The 17,608-nt window shown below is 57.1% G+C and carries 25 protein-coding genes; 21 read left to right on the top strand and 4 right to left on the bottom strand.

The window, feature by feature from the left end; all coding sequences use genetic code 11:
• Positions 1 to 99 precede the first annotated feature (99 nt).
• On the top strand, positions 100 to 390 hold the full coding sequence (locus tag VGL70_23885; protein HEY3306573.1) for a hypothetical protein: 291 nt from the start codon (positions 100 to 102) through the stop codon (positions 388 to 390).
• Between the two features lie 17 nt (positions 391 to 407).
• On the opposite strand, the gene VGL70_23890 is transcribed toward VGL70_23885, so the two are convergent.
• Both VGL70_23890 and moaA read right to left on the bottom strand, forming a co-directional pair.
• Entirely contained in the window at positions 408 to 1,841 is a 1,434-nt protein-coding gene (locus tag VGL70_23890; protein HEY3306574.1) for an SGNH/GDSL hydrolase family protein, read from the bottom strand.
• Positions 1,842 to 1,903: 62 nt separating this feature from the next.
• The gene (moaA, locus tag VGL70_23895) at positions 1,904 to 2,914 is read right to left on the bottom strand and encodes a GTP 3',8-cyclase MoaA (GenBank protein HEY3306575.1); all 1,011 of its coding nucleotides are present in this window, start codon (positions 2,912 to 2,914) and stop codon (positions 1,904 to 1,906) included.
• A gap of 88 nt (positions 2,915 to 3,002) precedes the next feature.
• Here moaA and VGL70_23900 point away from each other — a divergent pair, with 88 nt between their 5' ends.
• The 17 genes from VGL70_23900 (at position 3,003) to VGL70_23980 (ending at position 14,273) form a co-directional block, all read left to right on the top strand.
• A complete protein-coding gene (locus VGL70_23900; protein ID HEY3306576.1) occupies positions 3,003 to 4,577 on the top strand; it encodes a HAMP domain-containing sensor histidine kinase in 1,575 nt (524 codons plus the stop codon).
• On the top strand, positions 4,574 to 5,938 hold the full coding sequence (locus VGL70_23905) for a sigma-54 dependent transcriptional regulator (GenBank protein ID HEY3306577.1): 1,365 nt from the start codon (positions 4,574 to 4,576) through the stop codon (positions 5,936 to 5,938). The genes VGL70_23900 and VGL70_23905 overlap by 4 nt, the downstream gene beginning before the upstream one ends.
• A 128-nt stretch (positions 5,939 to 6,066) precedes the next feature.
• Positions 6,067 to 6,369 (top strand): hypothetical protein, encoded by a 303-nt coding sequence (locus VGL70_23910; protein HEY3306578.1) that lies wholly within the window; start codon positions 6,067 to 6,069, stop codon positions 6,367 to 6,369.
• Between the two features lie 2 nt (positions 6,370 to 6,371).
• Positions 6,372 to 6,539, top strand: coding sequence for a hypothetical protein (locus VGL70_23915; protein ID HEY3306579.1), 168 nt, complete (start codon positions 6,372 to 6,374; stop codon positions 6,537 to 6,539).
• 71 nt (positions 6,540 to 6,610) lie between these two features.
• The gene (locus tag VGL70_23920) at positions 6,611 to 6,940 is read left to right on the top strand and encodes a glycine zipper domain-containing protein (GenBank protein ID HEY3306580.1); all 330 of its coding nucleotides are present in this window, start codon (positions 6,611 to 6,613) and stop codon (positions 6,938 to 6,940) included.
• A gap of 86 nt (positions 6,941 to 7,026) precedes the next feature.
• Positions 7,027 to 7,335: a hypothetical protein gene (locus tag VGL70_23925; protein ID HEY3306581.1), complete on the top strand. Its 309-nt coding sequence runs from the start codon at positions 7,027 to 7,029 to the stop codon at positions 7,333 to 7,335.
• 37 nt (positions 7,336 to 7,372) lie between these two features.
• Entirely contained in the window at positions 7,373 to 7,714 is a 342-nt protein-coding gene (locus tag VGL70_23930; GenBank protein ID HEY3306582.1) for a glycine zipper domain-containing protein, read from the top strand.
• Positions 7,715 to 7,743: 29 nt separating this feature from the next.
• On the top strand, positions 7,744 to 8,364 hold the full coding sequence (locus VGL70_23935; protein ID HEY3306583.1) for an ABC transporter substrate-binding protein: 621 nt from the start codon (positions 7,744 to 7,746) through the stop codon (positions 8,362 to 8,364).
• A gap of 30 nt (positions 8,365 to 8,394) precedes the next feature.
• Positions 8,395 to 8,784 carry a DUF4168 domain-containing protein gene (locus VGL70_23940; protein HEY3306584.1) on the top strand — a complete coding sequence of 130 codons (390 nt, stop codon included), beginning with the start codon at positions 8,395 to 8,397 and terminating at the stop codon, positions 8,782 to 8,784.
• 37 nt (positions 8,785 to 8,821) lie between these two features.
• Entirely contained in the window at positions 8,822 to 9,181 is a 360-nt protein-coding gene (locus tag VGL70_23945) for a hypothetical protein (protein ID HEY3306585.1), read from the top strand.
• An 8-nt stretch (positions 9,182 to 9,189) separates the two neighbouring features.
• Positions 9,190 to 9,822, top strand: a complete 633-nt coding sequence (locus tag VGL70_23950; GenBank protein ID HEY3306586.1) for a lytic transglycosylase domain-containing protein — start codon at positions 9,190 to 9,192, stop codon at positions 9,820 to 9,822.
• 62 nt (positions 9,823 to 9,884) lie between these two features.
• Positions 9,885 to 10,109 carry a hypothetical protein gene (locus VGL70_23955; GenBank protein ID HEY3306587.1) on the top strand — a complete coding sequence of 75 codons (225 nt, stop codon included), beginning with the start codon at positions 9,885 to 9,887 and terminating at the stop codon, positions 10,107 to 10,109.
• Positions 10,110 to 10,152: 43 nt separating this feature from the next.
• Positions 10,153 to 10,446 carry a hypothetical protein gene (locus tag VGL70_23960; GenBank protein HEY3306588.1) on the top strand — a complete coding sequence of 98 codons (294 nt, stop codon included), beginning with the start codon at positions 10,153 to 10,155 and terminating at the stop codon, positions 10,444 to 10,446.
• A 110-nt stretch (positions 10,447 to 10,556) separates the two neighbouring features.
• Positions 10,557 to 10,982 carry a DUF4168 domain-containing protein gene (locus VGL70_23965; GenBank protein HEY3306589.1) on the top strand — a complete coding sequence of 142 codons (426 nt, stop codon included), beginning with the start codon at positions 10,557 to 10,559 and terminating at the stop codon, positions 10,980 to 10,982.
• Positions 10,983 to 11,085: 103 nt separating this feature from the next.
• On the top strand, positions 11,086 to 13,365 hold the full coding sequence (locus VGL70_23970; GenBank protein HEY3306590.1) for a bifunctional alpha,alpha-trehalose-phosphate synthase (UDP-forming)/trehalose-phosphatase: 2,280 nt from the start codon (positions 11,086 to 11,088) through the stop codon (positions 13,363 to 13,365).
• Between the two features lie 193 nt (positions 13,366 to 13,558).
• Positions 13,559 to 13,765 (top strand): hypothetical protein, encoded by a 207-nt coding sequence (locus VGL70_23975; GenBank protein HEY3306591.1) that lies wholly within the window; start codon positions 13,559 to 13,561, stop codon positions 13,763 to 13,765.
• Between the two features lie 31 nt (positions 13,766 to 13,796).
• Positions 13,797 to 14,273, top strand: a complete 477-nt coding sequence (locus tag VGL70_23980; protein HEY3306592.1) for a hypothetical protein — start codon at positions 13,797 to 13,799, stop codon at positions 14,271 to 14,273.
• A gap of 39 nt (positions 14,274 to 14,312) precedes the next feature.
• Here VGL70_23980 and VGL70_23985 read toward each other — a convergent pair whose 3' ends face one another.
• The gene (locus VGL70_23985; protein ID HEY3306593.1) at positions 14,313 to 14,858 is read right to left on the bottom strand and encodes a class I SAM-dependent methyltransferase; all 546 of its coding nucleotides are present in this window, start codon (positions 14,856 to 14,858) and stop codon (positions 14,313 to 14,315) included.
• A 110-nt stretch (positions 14,859 to 14,968) separates the two neighbouring features.
• On the opposite strand from VGL70_23985, the gene VGL70_23990 reads away from it, so the two are divergent.
• The 3 genes from VGL70_23990 (at position 14,969) to VGL70_24000 (ending at position 16,422) form a co-directional block, all read left to right on the top strand.
• Positions 14,969 to 15,685, top strand: coding sequence for an isochorismatase family protein (locus VGL70_23990; protein HEY3306594.1), 717 nt, complete (start codon positions 14,969 to 14,971; stop codon positions 15,683 to 15,685).
• Positions 15,686 to 15,778: 93 nt separating this feature from the next.
• On the top strand, positions 15,779 to 16,015 hold the full coding sequence (locus VGL70_23995) for a hypothetical protein (protein ID HEY3306595.1): 237 nt from the start codon (positions 15,779 to 15,781) through the stop codon (positions 16,013 to 16,015).
• Positions 16,015 to 16,422 (top strand): putative toxin-antitoxin system toxin component, PIN family, encoded by a 408-nt coding sequence (locus tag VGL70_24000; GenBank protein ID HEY3306596.1) that lies wholly within the window; start codon positions 16,015 to 16,017, stop codon positions 16,420 to 16,422. Before VGL70_23995 ends, VGL70_24000 begins: the two co-directional genes overlap by 1 nt.
• Before the next feature lie 81 nt (positions 16,423 to 16,503).
• On the opposite strand, the gene VGL70_24005 is transcribed toward VGL70_24000, so the two are convergent.
• A complete protein-coding gene (locus tag VGL70_24005) occupies positions 16,504 to 16,989 on the bottom strand; it encodes a DUF433 domain-containing protein (GenBank protein ID HEY3306597.1) in 486 nt (161 codons plus the stop codon).
• Between the last annotated feature and the right edge of the window lie 619 nt (positions 16,990 to 17,608).

Consider the following 17,608-nt stretch of genomic DNA (forward strand, 5'->3'; position numbering starts at 1 on the left):
AGCTATCTCAGCGCGCTGTCAGCGTCAACGTTTCGCTGAAGGATCATTGCCAAGACATCCTCCATGCACTAGACAATTATTCAATGGAAGGAGACGAACATGTGGAGTATCCATGCGGCTCTGGTTGTTGGGTTAGTTCTCGGCCTGGCGGCGTGCGCGAGTGACAGCGTGCTCCTGGTCCAGCCCCGGACCGGCGCGACGATAAAATGCGGCGGCTCCGGGTCAGGCCTCATGACGGGAATGGCCACCGTTATGGTCGATGAATGCGTGAAGAAATACGAGCCCGACGGTTACGTGCCCGAGGGGAGACTGACCGCGGCGGAGCGGGCGGATCTGGAGCGCCGCGGCGTATTGCCGAAGCCGGCTGAACCGCGCCCGACCATGTACTGAATCACCGTCCGCAGCGATCAGCTCGGGTCGACCTTTTGGCTACTCCGTCTATTCAAGTGCCTGCGCACGATAGGACTCAAACATCGCGCCACCATTGCGTTGCCTTTTGGCGAATAATGAGGACGTCCCTCGATGAAAAGTTCGGATACGCTGAATCTCCTGAGACAGGAGGTTAAGTCTTCATATTCAATGCCTCTCGCCCGTAGCATCCTCAGAACCGAATCTTTCGCCTCGGTCCCGCCGTCTTGAAAACCGATGCGACTCGGAAGGTAAACGATCAAGGGTGTCGAACCTTCCGCTTTGGCCAGTTTCGCGAAGGACGTAAGGATTTCGCTGTTGACGACCTTAACGGCCTCGTCGGAAACGACGTCCGAGCGTTGCTCCGGCCAACGAGGATATCTGGAAAGTAAAAATCGAACCAAGTAAGAGCGATGATAAGGCCGCCACTCCCACTCATGCGGGTTGTAGCCTCTGTCGTACTCGATAAAAGGCAGGTCGAAGATCGAACGGTGTGCCAGGATCGCCTCGGGGCTAAGAACCGGCGCGTTGACCATGTGAAGCTTCCCCCTATCGACGGCGAATCGCGGCTTGGCAAACGGAAAGCCCCACTCTGGAAAGCTGACGAAAGCGTAGACCGCCATGCTGCGATAGAGGTCATGGTTGATGAACCCGAAAATGACAAGATCGGGTTTCCAAGGGCGCACATCTCTCCAATATCGGAGGTAAGCCTGATCGACGCCGTAGCCGTCGACGCCAAAGTTGAGAACTTGAATCCGCGATTCGAACTCTTGTTCCAACCGATGTCCCCACGATTCCTCGAACGGAACTTCAAGGCCAAAAGTAAAAGAATCTCCGACCAGCGCGATGCGATAGGCCCGAGTACGGGCGGCATAAGATTCGCCTGCGCGGGCGCTTCGGATTCCCTCCGCGCTGCTTGAGTAGAGGCCGTCGGTACTCCGCCGATTGGCCCCGATGGTCCAGCCCAACAGATCGTCCGGAATAAAATAAGAAATGTTGCTTGGAGCTCGCTCCAGCAGCGCACGATTGCGCGCGATCGATTCGCCCCAGCTTCGGGGCAGCAAAACGGTATTCATGAATGTGGTGGCAAAGAATATTCGGGATTGGAACAGGCGAACGGTAGCCTCGCCAAAAATCAGCAAGGCGCCGACCACGACGACGTTGAGCGCAAGGGTAAACCAAAACTCTCGTCTGTTATCTCGCTGCGCCCTACGATAGCGGGAAAACAAGTAAACGCTCGAAGCGAGAAACGTCAGCGTTCCTCCAAGGAAGAACGGACTGTACCGGCCGGTTAAAAGCAGTAGAAACGGTCTGGCGCCGTTCTTGTACCATGCCAGTGCGCTCAACAGGCCTGCGCCCTCCGCGGCGTAGAAGGAAAAAAGCAGCAGGCCCACGCGGCGCGTGGCGTTCCATGATCCGAAATTCTGTTTCACCGGTCAGTTCGAAGAGAAGAAGCAGCGCTTTCACGGAAGAGAGAACCGGAAGGACTCGGCATCTAGCCTCCCAAGGTAATCATCTCGATTTTCTTGTGGTTCGCTGGATCGTAAGTCGAGGAGCGCAGCGCTTCGAGACGCTCGGAGGAGTAGCGGTCTTTCCGATTTCCCCAAACGTTGGCGATGAATTCAAAAATTTTCTCGTCCGGCGCGCCGCCGCGCAAGAGCACTTTGATATCATGTCCCGCGGAAGAAAATAGACACGTGACGAGCTTGCCGTCCGCTGTAAGCCGCGCCCGGTTGCAAGTCGAGCAAAACGGCTCGGTGACCGACGCCACCACTCCGACTTCCCCCCCACCGTCGGCAAACTCATAATCGACCGACGGCGCGCTGCCCCGGTCGCGCCCGATCTCCCGCAGCGGAAAGCGCGCCTGGATTTTTTCGATAATCTCTTTTTTCGATACGAGCTTGTCGGAAGTCCATTGGTTGGAATTGCCGACGTCCATGTACTCGATGAAGCGAATCGCAAAATCATGCTTTCTCGCGAACTCGACCAGATCGATAATGTCGTCGTCGTTGACGCCGCGCTCGACCACCGCGTTGATCTTGATCGGCCCGAGCCCCTCAACCTTTACGGCAAAGAGTCCTTCGAGGACTTTTTCCAGGTCGCCGCGCTTGGTCATGCGCCTGAACTTCTCCGGGTCGAGCGTGTCGAGGCTTACATTGATGCGCTTGAGCCCGGCGGCTTTGAGGGCGGCGGCTTTTTCGGCGAGCAGCGAGCCGTTGGTCGTGAGGCAGAGATCCTTGAGCCCTTCGAGCTGCGAAAGCTCCGCCACCAGAAACTCCACGTCGCGGCGCACCAGCGGCTCTCCGCCCGTCAGCCTGATCTTCTCCACGCCGGCGCGAACGAAAAGCCGCGCCACTCGCGCGATCTCTTCGAAAGAAAGGATCTCCCGTTTATCGATCCACTCGTACTCGTCGAGCGGCATGCAATACGTGCAGCGGAAGTTGCACCGATCGGTAACCGAGATTCTGAGATCCTTGATCGGGCGGTTATATAGGTCGCGTACCATCGTCCTTTAACTTCGCACAAAATGGAGGAGCGCTGCAAGCGCGCCTCGTTGACGGCAAAGGTTCATCTGCTATGGTATTGAGCGCTTTATGAGCCTGCGCCAACAGCAGATCATGGTCTTTGTCGCCACGGTGGTGGTGATTTTCGGTCTCTTCGCCACAGGCATCTTGTTGGTCGCGAAGCGGCTGACTACGGAAGCCACGCTCCAGACTGCCCTGCTTCTGGCCCGGCAAGTCGAGATCGCCCTGGCGCAGAGCCTGCAGCAAGCTCCTGACGCGCCGCCGAACGCTCCGCCGACCGCGGCTCAGCAGCAAAACAAGCCGTCTTCATCGTTCTGGGATTTTCTTGGGCGGCTCTACCCAGGCAATCCACCAGCGGCCAGCAATCCACCCGCGAAAACCCCGCCCACCCCTTGGCGTCACACGCAGGTCCAGGGCTTGATCAAGGCCTACATCGACCGCAACTCCAGCATTCAGGCGATGTGGGTGCTGAACTCGGAAGGCAAAATTCTCTACTCGTCCCAAAGCCGGGAACAAGGCCAAACGCTGGCGGAACCGGCGCTGCGCGAAAACCTTGCCAAAGGAATCACCACGATCGAATCGTACAGCGACGATGAACAGACGTATTACGACGTTCTCGTGCCGCTGCAGATGCCGGAAGGCGCGCGCGGTACCGGCGGCTTGAGATTATGGATCAACCCTTCGGACTGGACCGGGCTCGTCTCGGGTCTATGGCGGCAATTCACCCTGCTGTTTCTGCTCGGCGCCGACGTCGCGCTGCTCGCCGCCTTTCTCACCACGGCGTTGTACACGCGGCGGTTTCGCTTGATCAACGAGGCCTTGCGCGAAGCGGAGGCCGGCACGTATCAAGCCCGGCCGCGTTACGGCAGCCGGGATGAAATCGGTACCAGTCTCGACTTGATCGACCGTTTGGTGATGAAACAGCGCGGCCACATCGGTCTCACCGCGCCTTTGCAGCGCGTGTCCGTGGCGGCGCGGACTCTGGTCCACGAGATCAAAACTCCTCTCAACGCCATGACCGTGCATCTGGAGCTGCTGCGCCACTCCGCTCCAAACGCCCAAAGCAGCGACACCTCGCCCCAAGTGGCGACGCACCAGCGATCGCTGGAAGCGCTCGACGCCAGCGCCCGACAGGTCGATCAATTGCTGCGCGATTTCGCCGATTACAGCACGCCGGTGACGCTGGAGCGGCAACCACTCGACGTGGCCCGGGTCCTCGAAGCGAGCGTGGAAGCCATGTTGGCCCAATGCACCGCCCAGAGGATCGCCGTCACCATGGATCTCCCCGCCGGGCCGTGGATGCTGGAAGGCGATCAGCTCCGCTTGCGCCAGGCGTTCGATAACTTGCTCAGGAACGCCGTGGAAGCGCAGCCCCACGGCGGCGCCATCCAAGTCAGCGGCGAGCACAACGGGAATCAAATCACCCTCCGCTTCAAAGACTCCGGCCCGGGAATTCCTCCGGAGAAGCTCGCCACGATTTTCGATTTCGGCCAGAGCACGAAGCCGGGAGGCAGCGGCATCGGTCTTTCCTTGAGCCAGTTGATCGTCGAGGCCCACGGCGGCACGCTTCAGTACGAGGAAAATGGCGCAGACTCCGGCGCTGTTTTTCGCCTGACCTTACCGCTGAACGGAGGCGTCCTGTGACCCGCCCGCGTCCGACAGTGATGGTGGTCGATGACGATCCGGCGAGTCGGGACGGTTTGGCTTCGCTCTTGGAAAGATGGGGTTACAAGAGCCAGACCGCGGTCAACGGAAAAGCCGCGCTCAAGGCGTGCGAGGAGTCGCAGCCCGATGCCATGGTGCTCGACCTCATCATGCCCGAAATGACCGGCCTCGAGCTGGTGCAGGCTCTGGGAGACAGGGTGCGCCAGATGGCCGTGATCATGCTTACGGGGCAGGCGACGATCGATAGCGCGGTGCAGGCCATCAAGCTCGGCGCATACGACTATCTCGCCAAGCCGATGGAAGCCAACCGACTTCGAACGGCGTTGGAAAAGGGACTGCGGCAGGTGGAACTTACCCGCGAGGCCAACGCGCTGCGCCAGCGGCTGGAGTCCCCGCTCGGCTCTTACGGCGGGCTCATCGGCAAATCTCCGCCGATGCGCCAACTCTACCAGAACATTAGCCGCGTGGCCGCCACCGACGCGCCGGTGCTGGTGAGCGGCGAGAGCGGCACGGGAAAAGAGCTTGTCGCGCGCACGCTACACGACCTCTCGCCGCGCCGCGACGGCCCGTTTCTGGCTCTTAACTGCGCGGCGATCCCACCGACGCTCATGGAAAGCGAAATCTTGGGCCACGAGAAAGGCGCGTTCACCGGCGCTCTGGAGCGCCGGCTCGGCTGCTTCGAGCAGTCCGACGGCGGCACACTGTTTCTCGACGAGATCACCGAGATGGTGCCCGAGGTGCAGGCGAAGTTTCTCCGCGTGCTGGAGGAAAATCAGGTGCGCCGCATCGGCGCGGCCAATGCCGTGCCGGTCTCGGTGCGCGTCGTGACCGCGACCAACCGCTCGCCCGCGCAAGCGGTCAAAGAAGAGCGGCTGAGATCGGATCTTTTTTATCGGCTGAGTGTTTTTCATCTCGAGCTGCCGCCGCTGCGCGAGCGGAGCGACGATATCACGCTCCTGACGCGCTATTTTCTCGAGCAGTTTGCGGAGAAGTACGGCCGGCCGGTGCTTCCCTGGGTGCCGGATTTTGCATCCGCCTTGAAGGAACACTCCTGGCCCGGCAACGTCCGCGAACTGCGCAACGCGCTCGAACGGGTTGCCGTGCTCGCCTCCGGGCCGACTTTAACCGGCGCCGACGTAAAACAGTTTTGCTTGAGCACAGTCCTGGAGGAATCTGCCGACACCGAGCCGGTCTCCTTGGCCGAGGCGGAGCGCCAGGCGATCGAACGCGCCCTGGCCGCGACCGGCGGCAACAAGACCCAGGCCGCCCGGATTCTCGGAATCACCCCCAAGACGCTCAACGCCAAGCTCGCGCTGTACGGCCCCGAAACCGCCAAGTAATTTTTCCCTATCACCCCTACTTTTTTACTTGCCCCACGCTACAGTCGAGCCTTCCAAGTAGGCCAAATTAGAAGCAGTTTTTGCTGGCATGCCCGTTGCTCCTCTAGCCTCTGAGTGTCGGTGCGATTATGGCGAATAGTGCGAGAAAAAAATGGCGCTTCGGCGCGCTTGCTTTCGCTCTGTTCCTGCTCGTTGCCACGGCGGGATATCACATCGGCGCGGGCGAGAAGGACAACAGACAAGGCGATGGAAAAGCAGCATCTTCCGGTGACAAGGGAACCGTAAGCAACTCCAAGTGGTTTGCCGACCCCAAGCGGGGTTGGATTCGCAGCGATAAGCGGGAGGAGCAACAAAAGCGCCGCGCGGCCGAGCACGATCGGGGGGAAAATTCGGCCCGAGAAAAGGCCGGCCGCGTTATCTGGGACTATTGAAGATGGAAAACATCTCGTCGAAAAGAAGGGTTATCCACACCACTTTGGGTGACTTGATCGCGGCGCTGACGGAAGAGGCCTTTTTGGTCGCCGAAGACCAGAATGAGGTCAACGCATTGGTGGCCGATATGCTGAGCGATCTTCTGAACCACTCCGGAACCTGGCACTGACGCGTTTATTCTTTACTTGAATAATAAATCTTCGCGCGAATAAAAAAGTAACTCAAAAGGGAGGAAAGAAAATGAAAAATACGGCTTGCACCAGAACTTTCTCGGCACTTACGGTAGCGGCGCTCCTCGCCGTGGGCTGCGCCGGCGGGCCTTTGACCACGCGTGAAAAAGGGGCCGGCATCGGAGCTCTCGGAGGAGCCGCCGCAGGGGGCATTGTTGGCAGCGCTGTGGGTCATCCGGCGGCGGGCGCGCTGATCGGCGGTGGACTGGGCTTGGGCGCGGGCGCGCTGATCGGTGACCAACTCCAGGGTCAGGAGTATCGAAATTACGAGCAGGACCGCGAGATTCGCAGAAACCAGGCGGAAATCGAACGGCTGAGACGCCAGCAAGGCGAGTACTAACAGCCGTGGCGAGTCCTAGCAATCGGCGCGAGTTCTAGCGCCATAGATGCGACGATTCGTTCGTGACTCCGCGAGGAGGTGCTTTCATGAAAGACGTCATAAGGGAAAGAGCCCTATGGGCGCTTTTTGGGGTCATACTGCTTTTCTTTCTCTTTCTCCTTTCCGGCGGCCTCTACACCATTACGCCGCCGAACGGTCCGGTGGATACGGCCTACAAGATGAACCGCCTGACCGGCAAGGTCTGGCTGATTAAAACCTACGCGAAGCAAGTAGGACAGGTACGGGTCTTGTCGGCGCGCCAGGCCGAGGTCGAGAAGACGAGAGAGATTACCGAGGCCGATATCCCGCCGGTGGCGATGGCTGAGAACACGCCCTCGCGCCCGGGTCGAAGATAGTTTGCGCGAGAATTTCAAAGATTAGGAGGCTCATTCGATGAAAAGCAAAATCCTTGGAGTACTGATAGCGGGCGCGCTGACGCTGGTGCTGGGCGGCTGTTCCGAGCCGCTGTCTAAAAGAGAGCAGGGCGGGCTCATCGGCGCGGGCGTGGGCGCCGGCACCGGAGCCATCATCGGCAGCACGGTCGGCCACGCAGCAGTAGGCGCTCTGATCGGCGGGCCGATCGGGCTGATCGCCGGAGCTTTGATCGGCGACCAGTTGATGGCGCAAGACAGAAGGCAGGACGAACAGCAGCACCAAATCGATCGCAACCGGGCGGAACTCGAACGGCAACGCAGAGAGAACGAGCGCCTGAGGGAACAACCGCTCGAGCGATGACAATCAAGTCGCACAAGGAGTTTCTTCGTATGGATTACAAATTGCGTCGGTTCTTTCTTGCTGGGATCGCTGTGTTGTTTTGTCTCCCGTTCGCGATCCCGGCCGAGGCGGGGCTGCCGACCGATCAGACCAAGGCCACCGTCGATAAAGTTATCAGCATTTTGCAACAACCGGGCCCGAAGAAGGAAGAACGGCGCCAGCAATTGCGCGATACTATCTATTCCAGGTTCGACTTCCCCGAGATGGCCAAGCGGTCGCTGGGCCCGCACTGGTCCCGCCGCACGCCCGAGGAGCAGCAGGAGTTCACCAAGGTCTTCGCCGATCTGCTGGAGAGTTCTTACGTAGACAAGATCGAAGGCTATAACGGGGAAAAGGTCGCTTATACGCGCGAACAGCAGGACAAAGACAACGCCGAGGTGTTCACCAAGATCATCACGAAAAAAGGCGAAGAATTCTCCATCAATTATAAGCTTCATCCGGTCGACGGAGAGTGGAAAGTCTACGACGTAGTGGTGGAAAACATCAGCCTGGTCAACAACTATAGGTCGCAATTCAATCGCGTTCTAGCCAACGCGTCGTTCGATGAGCTGCTGAAAAAATTGCAACAAAAAGCGCCGGATCTAAAGGCGCCGGGAGTTAAAAAAGGGTGAGAAGAGAATTTCGCCCTGAAGGAGGATGTCATGTCCCGTTATCTTTCGAGTCGGATTTTGTTCGGTGCGCTGACGATCCTGATCGGCCTGTGGGGCCTGCCCGCTCAGGCTCAAGATTCACCCAAGCCGTCTCAGCAGGCCTCGACCAACTTGAGCGATAAGGAACTCCGGAGCTTCGCCAAGGCGTACGTCGAATATCACAAGCTGCGCCAGTCCTATGAAAAGCAGATCGGCAGCGTCCAGGACGCCAAGGAAAAAGAGAAGCTTCAACGCGAGGGAGATTCCAAAGTGAGCAAAGCGTTGGAGAAGCAGGGGCTCACGCCGCAATCTTACAACCGGCTTTATACGGCCGTGAACAACAACGAGCAACTCCGCAGAAAAGCGCTCAAGATGATCGAGGAGGAACGAAAGAACTCATAACTGGGGTGGCCCTCGGGCTCAACCAGCGGGAGACGCCATGAAAACTTCCTTGAGAAGCCGGAGCGCGTGCGCCATCGCGGTCTTGTTATTCACGCTTATTCCGCTCGCCAGCGCCTCCGCCGGGGAGGATCCTTGGCTATTTCTCAAAGGGTTCGAGCTGATTCCCGACAGTCCGGCGCTCATTGAAGAACATTATGTCGCGGCGCTGTTTGTAAGCCGCGACCAGGGACAGCTCGCGGTGGTGATTTTCAACGCCACCTGTGACTCAGGGAACTGTGAAATCCATCGCCGGTCCGCCTATTCGATCTTCGACCGGGAAGGCGTGAACGTCCGGCGTTATATCGACCCAGGCGAGAAGGAACTGCTGCGCCTGATTTCCGATCAACGCGGCGCTTGAACTCTCCCATGCGCACAAAACACATTTGGCTTCGTTCTTTCAAGCCGCCGTTCCATTTAGCGCTGTCTTGCTTCATTCTATTGCCCTGGCTCTTTCCGAGCCAGCCGCTGGCGGAGTCGAAAGCGAGGCGGCTGCATGAAACAGCCGAGATTTATCTGACGCTCAGGTTATCCAACCGGGATTTGAATCATTCCTCCGCCAGCGCAGTGGCGGAGACGATCTGGCGTGAGAGTGAAAAGCATGCGCTCGACCCGATGTTGGTCCTGGCAATCATCAAAGTAGAGAGCGAATTCCGTCCCGCGGCGATCTCGTCATACGGCGCGCGGGGTTTGATGCAATTGCTCCCCGTCGTGGCCCACTCCCTGGTGGAAGACGCGGACGTAGATTTATGGGAAGGTGAAAGAAGCCTCCATGATCCCGTAACCAACATCAAGCTGGGAGCTTTTTATTTGGGCCGGTTGAAAAAAAAGTTCGGGGATTTAAAAGTCGCGCTGACAGCCTATAGCCACGGGCCTACGTGGGTGCAGAAGCAAATCGAAAGTAAAATCACGCTGCCCGAAGAGTATGCTAAAAAAGTCCTCTCAGTATCGCGCAATTATCGCGAGCAAGGCCGAGACCGTCGCGGCAATATTGTCATTTAAGGGTAGTGGTCTGAACTCTCGTGCCATTTGATCGGATACTAAAACGAAAGGAGGTGAAAACGATGAAACACAACTGGACTATGGGTATTCTTTCCGGCTTCGTTTTGGCGGCCTTTCTTGCGGGCTGCGAAGCGAAGAAGGACGAGTCTTCTCAGGCCCCTCAGGACCAATCGCGGTCTCTGGCCGGACAGCCTGAGAAACGCGAGGCACCGATGGCCCCTCAGCCGCAGCCCGAGGAGCGCCCCGGAGCGGGTCCGCAGCAGGATCAGCCCGGCAGACCTGGATAAGAATCGGCCGCAACCTGTTCGTGGAGAAAAGGAGGTCGCGGTCATGATTCAAAAAGTCGCCGCAATGATCTTCGCCATGGCGTTATTGCCAGCGTGGGTTTTCGCCGAAGCTGAGATGAAGGGGACGGTGGTGAGGGTGGATAAAGGTCAAAATCACCTGGTGGTGAAGACCGATAAAGGGGAGGAAACGCTGTTGGTCAACAGCAGCAGCAAGGGGATGGACAAGGCCAAAGAAGGAGCGAGGGTCACGATTAAATTTACCGAGAAAGACGGCCAGCCCAAAGTGATCGCGGTCACCAGGCAAGAAGGCGGCACGGTTCAAGTCGCGCCACGCTAGGCTGGTCGGTTTGCAGTTTTGCAGTAGGAGGGGCGGAAGGCGGGGTCACACGACACCGCCTTCCGCCGGGAGCCGAGCCAAAAAGCTCGGCTATCGTCGGAGGTAGGATCATGAGACAATTCATTCTGTGGAACATCGTTCTCGCCATCGTCGTCGGCTTTTTGGGCCCGTGGTCCTCGAGGGGAACCGCGGTCCAAAATATGCCCCAGGGACCGTCCCAAGAACTGGCAATGGAACAGCGGCCCAGCGAAAAAACCGATTTCGTAAGCCAAAGACTGCAGGCGTTCGCCCGGACCTATGTGGCGATCCGCAGGCTGATCGAAGAGTATGAGCTTCCTGTGCGAGAGGGTCAGAAGACCGAGCAAGCTCGGAAGCTCGAGCGCGAGGCGGTGGCCAAGGTGGAGCAGACTCTCGACGTGTACGGTTTCACGCCGGACAGTTTTCAAAGGACCTTTGCGCTGGTGAATGCCGACGACGAGCTCCGGAACAAAGCGCTTGAGCTGATCGCCGCGGAGCGGGAGAAATTGCAGTCCTGAGCCGCTCTCTGACCGGCCGTTGAAATCGATAATTATTGCCAATTATTGCCTTCCATAATTCCCGCAGAAGAGCTACAAATTAGGATCGTAGAGGCCGCCCCTCATGAAAACGGGAAATACTCCCGGCCGGAGAATCATCATCGTCTCCAATCGGCTTCCCTTTACCGTCGAGCAAGAGAACGGGGAGGTCAGGTTCAGAGAGAGCGCCGGCGGGGTGGCGACCGGCCTTAAATCGCTCCTGGAAACGATGCCGCCGCTGTTATCGACCAAGCCCGATTATCTCTGGGTCGGCTGGCCGGGCGGCGCCATCAGCGATCGGCAAAAGAGCGAAGTCCAGGCCAAGGCGCGTTCGGAGTTTCGCTCCCACGGCGTATTTCTTTCCGAAGAGGACTTCGAGAATTTTTACCAGGGGTTTTGCAACAAGACCATCTGGCCGTTGTTTCATTATTTCCCCGCCAACGCCGGATACGACGAAAATTACTGGCTGCAATACAAAAAGGTCAACGAAGTCTTCGCCGCATCGCTCCTCGAAGTCGCCCGGCAAGACGACATCTTGTGGATTCACGACTATCATCTGATGCTCTTGCCGGACCTGCTCCGGCGGAAGTTGCCGCGCGTCCGGATCGGCTTCTTCCTCCACATTCCGTTTCCCCAATTGGAAATCTTCCGGCTGCTGCCGGCGAAGTGGCGACGGGAAATCTTGGAAGGCCTGCTCGGCGCGGACGTGATCGGTTTTCACACGCACGACTACATGGAATACTTCCTCCGCTGCGTGCAGCGCATTCTGGGCTATAAACACCGGATCGGGCACCTCGCCGTCGGCAACCGCATGGTCAAGGTGGGCGCTTTTCCCATGGGCGTGGACTTCAAGAAGTTTCACTCCGCGGCCAAGAGTCCGGAGGGGCTCAAGAAAAAGACCGAGCTCAGAAAAACCTTCGGCGATACGAAGATCATCCTCTCCGTCGACCGACAGGATTATTCTAAAGGGATCATCCACCGGCTCCAGGGCTTCGAGACGATGCTCGAGCGGAATCCCGACTGGCACGGCAAGGTCACGCTGTTCATGATCGTGGTGCCTTCGCGGATCGGCATTCAGGATTACGAAGGGATGAAAAAACAGATCGAAGAGCTGGTCGGGCGGATCAACGGGAAATTCGGCGCGATCCATTGGGCGCCGATCAACTATCATTACCGCTCGGTGCCTTTCGACACGCTGGTGGCCTTGTATGCCCTGAGCGACGTCGCGTTGGTGACGCCTCTCAGGGACGGCATGAATCTGGTGGCGAAGGAATACATCGCCTCAAGGACCGACAGAACCGGGGTTTTGATTCTCAGCGAAATGGCGGGCGCGGCCAAGGAGCTGGGAGAAGCGATCATCGTGAATCCCAACCATCGGGAAGAGATCGCCGAGGCGTTGAAGCTTGCGCTGGAGATGCCCTGCAAAGAACAGATTCGGCGCAATCGGACCATGCAGAACCGGCTCAGGCGTTCCGACGTAGCCCATTGGGCGATGGGCTTTATGAGAGAGGTCGTTGCTATCAACGGCCTCCGGGAGAGACCGGACGCGAAGCCGCTCGGCGCCGCGGCGAGAACCGCAATGCTCCGCCACTACGACCGAAGCGCCCGCCGGCTGTTCTTGTTGGACTACGACGGCACCCTCGTGCCCTTCGCCAGCCATCCTCATCTCGCGAAGCCGGAGCCCAAACTGCTGAGGCTACTCGACAGCCTTTCTGCGGACCCAAGAAATCAATTGGTCCTGCTGAGCGGCCGGGACAAGGCGACGCTTGAAGATTGGTTCGGGTCCGTGAAGATAGATCTTGTGGCCGAACACGGCGCATTGGTCAAAGAACACGCTCAGCCGTGGGAACTGGTCAAGCCGCTGACCGCCCATTGGAAAACAAAGTTGATCCCGATACTGAAAACGTATGCGGATCGCGTGGCGGGAACGTTCATCGAAGAGAAGGAATTTTCCGCGGTCTGGCATTATCGCAACGCCGATCCGGAACGGGGCTCTCTGGCGGCGCACGAATTGACCGACGATCTGCTGGCATTTACCGCCAACATCGACGTTCAGGTGCTGCAGGCCAATAAGGCGGTGGAAGTAAAAAATCCGGGCGTCCACAAGGGAATCGCCAGCCAGCGCTGGCTCGCCAAAGGCGGTTTCGATTTTGTCCTGGCGATCGGCGACGATCGGACCGACGAAGATGCGTTCGGCGTGCTGCCTGAAAAGGCCTATTCGATTCGGGTCGGCAGAGGTCTAACCCGGGCGCGATTTCAATTGGGAAGTCCGGACGATGTACTGAGTCTTTTGGACGCCCTCGTGAAACGCGGCGCCGGCGAAGTTTTTCACCCGATAGCCGGCGGAGCTCCAACATATCACTGAGCTTAAAACCAGCTTCACGAACCCACGTAAATATTCCCACTATTAATACTTTTTGACTTGCCGGTTACAGGGGTTGTCGGCTACAAGCGCGATATTATTACTTAATTTATTTGGCATGACCGTTGCTGAATTTATTGAGTTAGATTCACCCGCCATGCCCCGCGCCCATAAGCGAGGCGGAAAGGAGAGCGACGTGAAATCGGTTATGAAAAAAACTTTACTTGGCGTTTCGCTTATCGTGCTTATGTTCACTTCCCTTGCGGGGTGTGTCGTTTACGACCCCGATCCCTATCCGCGTTACTACTATCGCGAACGCTATTATTCGTATCGACCTTATTACTACAGCCGACCTTATTACTACCGCTACTACGGTTACTCCCAAGGGGATTATCGTGATTAGAACGTGGAAGGAATGAGGCGAGGAGAAAATTATGATGCATGCATCTGAGGTCAGTCGCTCGACACCGGAGGATATGGCGTCCCTGTTTCAGCCGGACAGTCTTCTTCCGGTTCAGTATTTCGATAACTTTCATAGGAAGGTTCAAACCGAACCGGAGAAAAGGCTGATGCTGGCCGTCTTGGAAGACGCGCTCGCTTGTTTCCAAAAGCACTTTTCCTCGCGCGGCGGCAGGGGATTGAGGTTATTCCGCGAGACCGAGGAGTGGATCTTTCGGGGCGACAACAGCCAGCCCTTTTCTTTCACCAATATTTGCGAAGTCGTCGGATTCGACCCGGAATACGTGCGCCAAGGCTTGCTCAAGTGGAGAGTGAAAAAGATCGATGATCTTTCCAAAATCGTATTTTCCCAACTTGAACCGAAGCAAAATGGAACGCCGGTGCGCAAAATCACGGAAGCACCACGACGGCATCCCGAAACTAGAAGCCGCATGATCGGCCTCGGAGTATAGGGCCTTTTCAAGATGGCGATGGGTTGAAAGGTTTGAGTGTCAGGGAACTATCCAGAGATAAAGAGTATGGGTATGAAATCGGGTATCCGCCACCGTCTCCGTTTTCGTCGGCGTCCATCCTTCTATGCCGAAGTCGTGCGACACCACCCGCGCCCCTGACCGAAGCTTGCGCAGTTTAGGCTCGATCTTGTTGTTGAAATCCGGGAACATGTAAAGCGTCACGACGCTGGCTTCCGAGATATCTGCATTCAAAGCATCTTCCTCGCGAAACTTTACGAGATGATCGACTCCCTCCACGCTGGCCCGCGAGCGTGCGCGATCGATCAGCTCGCCGTCGATTTCTATCCCTACGGCGCTTGCGCCATACTTCTTAGCGGCCCGGATGACGATGCGGCCGTCGCCGCTGCCGATGTCGTAAACCACGTCGGTCGCTTTCACTTCGGCCAGTTCCAACATCCGGTCCACGACCCCGGACGGCGTAGGAATAAACGGAACCTCGCCCTTTCTCCAGAGGACCGAATTCGACCCGCAACCGATGAAAAAACAGGAAAGAAAAAAGAGCGCGCGCGAGCTGAATCGTTTCATCTGAAGCGTTGTTATATGGCGAGAGCAGCTCCACGGTCAAACCCTTGACAGGGGCCGACCCATCCGCCTATCTCTCTAGAAAACAGCTTCCGTATCGTAAAGGAGAAGTCATGGCAACCTGGGACGATCTTTTAACCGAACGCGACCAAGAGGTCTTCGCCAAGTCGGGTTACGGCAAGCGCGCCGGCTTCGGCGAACGGCCCGCCGTGCTGGTCATCGACATGAATTATAACTTCGTCGGCGACAAACCGGAGCCGATCTTGAAATCGATAGAACGCTTTCGCAACAGTTGCGGCGAGGAAGGCTGGGAAGGCGTTTACCGCATCCGCGACCTGCTCGCAGCGACACGAAAAAAGAATCTGCCGACTTTTTACACGACCGGCCACGAAGGCGGAAGCTCGGTCGCCTACGGCCGCTGGCACGGCAAGAACAGCCGCGGCGCGGAAGATCTGGGCAACAAGTGGGCGAAGGGAAACGACATCGTAGCGGAGATCGCGCCCCAAGACGGCGATATCCTCGTGCGCAAGCAAAAGCCCAGCGCCTTTTTCGGCACGCCGCTCGTCAGCATGCTGAACGAGCTTCACGCCGACACGGTGCTCGTCACCGGCTGCACCACCAGCGGCTGCGTGCGCGCGAGCGTGATCGACGCCTTCTCTTATAACTTCAAAGTCTCCGTCGTCGAGGAGTGCGTCTTCGACCGCGGCCAGTCCTCGCACAAGATCAATCTCTTCGACATGAACATGAAGTACGCCGACGTGGTCTCGCTGAAAGAGACGCTGGAATATATCGAGGGGCTTTCCCCGACGCTCTTCGCGCCGGGCTTGTAGATTCTTTCGTGTTTCGATACCGGGTTTTCCCGTTCGAAATACTCAAGACCTCGGGGTATAATGCTGGAAAGCGGCCTGCTGAGGAGCAAAAGTATGGCAAAAGCAACAAAGAGAGATGAAGAGGTCGTGCTTGAGAAGTTTCGTAGCCTCTCTGCGAAGAGAAAACAGGAGGTCATCGATCTCCTTGATCTCTTAGCATCAGGGGAAAAGGCCAAAAACTGGCTTGAGCTTGATGAGTGGGCTTTCAATCTCGCAAAGGAAAGAGGTTTTGACCGTCTTACCGAAGATGACGTGGCTCGCATCGTGAGCAATCTTAGAAGCGGCGATTAGTGCGAGTCGTCATCGACACCAATGTATTAATCTCAGCCATCTTTTGGCCTGGCAAGCCAAAACAGCTCCTGAATCAAGTTCGCCTCGGAAAAGTCACCTTTCTTACCTCCGAGATCCTCCTCGCTGAGCTAGAAGAAGTCCTGACCAGAAAAGACAAGCCCTTTAAGCTGTCGGAAGAAGAGGCCCTACGTGTCTTAACTCCGATCCGCGGTCTCGCTGAAGTCGTTCAGCCTTATAGCACAGTGACGCAATGCAGAGACGATGCGGATAACAGGGTGCTCGAATGTGCTATCGACGGGAAGGCTGACTGGATCATCACAGGTGACTGGCATCTACTTGAGCTACATTCTTTTAAAGAAGTAACTATCACGACCGTCGCAGAATTTTTGGCAACAATCGGCCCATAGGAAGCTCTACAGCCTGGACTCATCCCCCAGAAATCCAGTTGTACAGATCACTCTTTTTGACGTGAATGCCGACAGGGTGGGTTAAGCGGCGTCGAGCCAGAGTTCGGAGCGGATTGCTTCTTGGATTTCGGACGTTGAGCGGCCATAGTCCTCCGCCAGCTCTTCTATCGACTCGCCCGCCTTGTAGCGCTGGGCGATGACCGTGGTCGCAATGCCAGTACCTGCCAATACCGGCCGCCCAAAGGAAATGTTGGGATCGATAACGATAATCCTAGGTTCGTCGGGCTTACGCTCTCTGGTGAAGGGGTAGAGTCTTATCGGCAAACCGGCAGTATCCCGCTCGATCCGCCGAAGATGCGTCTCAATAAGTTCCTTCATGGCCAGTTGCCCTTCTTGAGAGATATTCACCAAGTTCCCGAACATCTCCACAAAAAGGTCCACTTTGTCTGTTACGAATCTCTGTTCCGCCAGAGGATGAGGGGAACCCAACTGCTTCTTCAAATAGTCAATTGCCTTTCGCACTCGCCAGAGAGCAACACCGTGTGCCCGCCTGATCGCGTCAAGCACGTGAGCCTCGACCAAATTCACAAATGAAAGGAGCCGTTGCTCCTTATCTGGAAGCTGAATAGTAGGCTTGAAAAATCGTTCGCCGGTACCAGTTAGGATACGGACGACCCAAAACCCAAGACCGAAGTGTGGCCTTCGGAATCCCGAGGTAGTGGGCCGCCTCACTTATCCCGTAGGCCGGGACTGAGCGCAAATCACGACCGTTACGTGCCTTGTCAGTCTTCATGTTAAACAAGAGGATACACCAAATCGTCGGACGCCTTCAACCAACGACTTGTAAGCGGGTCCTCGTGGACAGACTGGCAGCGGCCTCGCGAACCTTCTCTCCCGGAATTTCAGGTTTCGAATCCATGCCGTTTACGATGTCAAGCCAAGTGAGTTTTGTCCGGGCAATAATTCCGATCAGCAGGAAGAAGAATCCACGTCTGTGCCTTTTGTGATAAAAGAAAAGCCTGAGCTGTAAAAATCAGTGAGGACACGCCGCTGGATTGGAAATTTTACAAGAAACCAGAATGATTTTTCCGTGCTAGGATGTATTGAGCCGAAACCAGGTTTGGAATAAACAGGTCAAATGATCAGTATCCACGCCGATGTTGTTGGCAGCCTGCTTCGGCCGCCG

The organism is Candidatus Binatia bacterium (genome assembly GCA_036504975.1).
GTDB lineage: Bacteria > Desulfobacterota > Binatia > UBA9968 > UBA9968 > JAJPJQ01.